Raw genomic sequence first — 2,545 nt, 5'->3', positions numbered from 1 at the left:
TGGTCGGGTAGCCGGAGACCATTGCTGATCCCCGGCCCCCTCAGAACCGGACGTGCGAGCTTTCCCCGCATCCGGCTCAAGCAAGCCACGAGGGCTTCGCAGGTCAGCAGGGTTATGTGGTCCGCTTGCCGTCGCCAGCGTGGTGCTGGCGGTGGCATTCGGAGTGCACGAGGCGAAGGTTGTTCCGCTCGTCCGTGCCGCCGTTTCGCCGGTAGGTGAAGTGATGCTTGTGGAGCATCTTCTTCGAGGCCGCGAACCAGTTGATCCACTCGCGTGGGCTGTCCGGTTCGTACTCAGCTCCGACGATCAACGCCTGCTTGCAGAGAGGACAGAGCCCCTGCTGCCGAACCGCCAGGACAAGACTGGTCTTGTCCATCGGCGGCGGCGCTTTCCTGCCGCGACGGTCCCGCCAATACTCGACCAGAGCGGGGTCGTCCGGAGACGCTCCGCCCTTGACGAGCTGGTGACGGACGATCCCGGTCCAGGCGAACTTGATGAGGAAGGCGCCGCTGTCGCGGTCGCCGAACACCCACCGGTCACGCCGGGACGGGTGGAACCTGCCGAAATACCGGTCCACGACCCAGTACCTCGACTTGTTGCGGTGACGGCGTCTGGCCCACTTGAAGGTCAGCCGCCACATGTAGTGATCCAGCGACGAGAACGTCGTCGAGGACGCCACCGCCCGGTAGTAGGCCGCCCAACCGCGAACGATCGGGATCAGCCTGCGCAACACGGCCTCGGCGTTAGCCCCGTGCAGGGCCTTCACCTCGGCTCGCAGTCGCGCCCGGAGCCTCGCGCAGGCCGCTGTACTCGGGGTGATGATCAGCTTCTTCTGGGCCTTCCGGCGGACGTTGAAGCCGAGGAAGTCGAATCCCTCATCGAGGTGGACGACCTTGGTCTTCTCCTCGTTGAAGCGAAGACCTCTTGGCGTCAGCCAGTCCTCCAGCCGGTCCCTGACCTGGTGCACCTGGGCTTCGTCGTGGCAGAGCACGACGAAGTCGTCGGCATACCTCACCAGCATCGGGGTGCCCGGCATGGCACCGGGCTCGCGCCCGGACCGAACCGTGTATTGGCACCCTGCGGCCTTCTCTAATCCGTGCAGAGCAACGTTCAGTAACAGCGGGCTGATCACGCCGCCCTGAGGAGTTCCCTCCTCGGTCGGTGCGAAACGGCCGCGGTCGATCACACCCGCCTTCAGCCAGCCGCGGATCAGATCCCTGGCGGGAAACTGACCGAGCATGGTCATCAGGTGGTCGTGGTTGATGCGGTCGAATGCCGCCGACAGGTCCGTGTCCAGGACCCACAGACGCTTCGGGTTCTTGCCCTTCACCGTCCAGAAGATCGCGGATATCGCGTCCTGACAGCTACGGCCGGGCCGGAAGCCGTAAGACCTCGGCTCGAACCGCGCTTCCCACTCGGGCTCCAGCGCGTTCTTCACGCGGGCCTGGAGAACCCGGTCACGGATGACCGGGATGCCGAGCGGTCGCTGTTTCCCATTGCTCTTGGGGATGAACACTCGCTTGACCGGCCTGGCCTTCCACGGCTTCGACGACCGATGAATCTCGGCCGCCAAGGTGCCTCTTGCCTTCGGCGTGAGGGCCCGTTCCCCGTCGATGCCAGCGGTCATGCGACCACTGCTCTGCTGCGTCACCCGCTTTACGCTGACCAGCGTGTTGCTTCGGCTTCGCAGCATGAGCTTCTGCAAGTTGCGGACCTTCTTGAGGTCCCTGTCCTGCGTCGCCTTGAAGATCCTCTGCCTCAGCCGCCGTACGTTCTCCTCGCAGGTGGCCCAGTCGATGCCGTGCCAGTCGAGTAAGACGTCCTCGGGTCCGTTCACCGCAGGCGAGGACGTCACGGCAGGTGCCGTGATCTCCATGTTCGCCTCCGGTGTCTAACTTGTCCCTCGGTTCCGGCTTCCTTGCAGTGGTGACTTCAAAGGCTCACCTGATCCACGTGGGCGCCCTTTCGGGCCGGGCCACCAGGGCCCGTATCCGGCGAGTTATGCGGGAGCGGGTGAAGGTCCCGATCTCCAGGTTTCCTCTGGCCTTTCGGCCCGCCGGCCTTCGCTTCTTGGATCTTCCTTCTCCCGCCGGGGACTTCAGCCTTCCTTGCGGTCGGCCTACCAAGCCGAGGCTTGGACCCCGTCGGGGTTTCCACGTTCCGCACCAGTAAGACGCGGCTGGGGTGGGCGCCCCCTCTACCCCGAGACCAGCGGTGTCCTCCCCTCAGGCTCAGTTACCCGAAGGTCGCTTGGTGCCTTCCAGCACCGGGTCCTGTGACCGCCGCCTTCGCACCATCAAGCGGTCTTAGAGTCACGGGGCATCATCGAGGGTTTACTTGCGTTCGCCCGTCCAGCCTTCCCCTCGCCTGTTGCTCCTCGATGGCCGAGGTGCCCTTGGGTTTGAACGCTCCGCTTCACACCCCGCCGTTACCAGCGACGCATGGGAGCGCGGGGACGGGCCCTGGACACTGGCCCGAAGTTCAGCCGATCGATACCTCCTTCACGTGGCTGTCCTTACTTACCTGGAGCGACTTCGTGTCGCAC

Annotated in this window: 1 protein-coding gene; it reads right to left on the bottom strand. The window is 64.8% G+C overall.

All coding sequences use genetic code 11. The annotated features are described in order from the left end of the window. Positions 1-112 precede the first annotated feature (112 nt). Positions 113-1,876 (bottom strand): group II intron reverse transcriptase/maturase, encoded by a 1,764-nt coding sequence (ltrA, locus tag M2283_RS51445; protein WP_280883556.1) that lies wholly within the window; start codon positions 1,874-1,876, stop codon positions 113-115. Between the last annotated feature and the right edge of the window lie 669 nt (positions 1,877-2,545).

The sequence above is a fragment of the Streptomyces pseudovenezuelae genome (assembly GCF_029892565.1).
GTDB classification, from domain to species: Bacteria; Actinomycetota; Actinomycetes; order Streptomycetales; family Streptomycetaceae; genus Streptomyces; species Streptomyces pseudovenezuelae_A.
The sequence above is the reverse complement of the archived record's forward strand: the minus strand, read 5'-3'. Positions and strand labels throughout refer to the sequence as shown.

Coding starts and splice junctions, on each gene's coding strand:
- ltrA (WP_280883556.1), bottom strand. CDS start 1,876: ATGGAGATCACGGCACCTGCCGTGACGTCCTCGCCTGCGGTGAACGGA.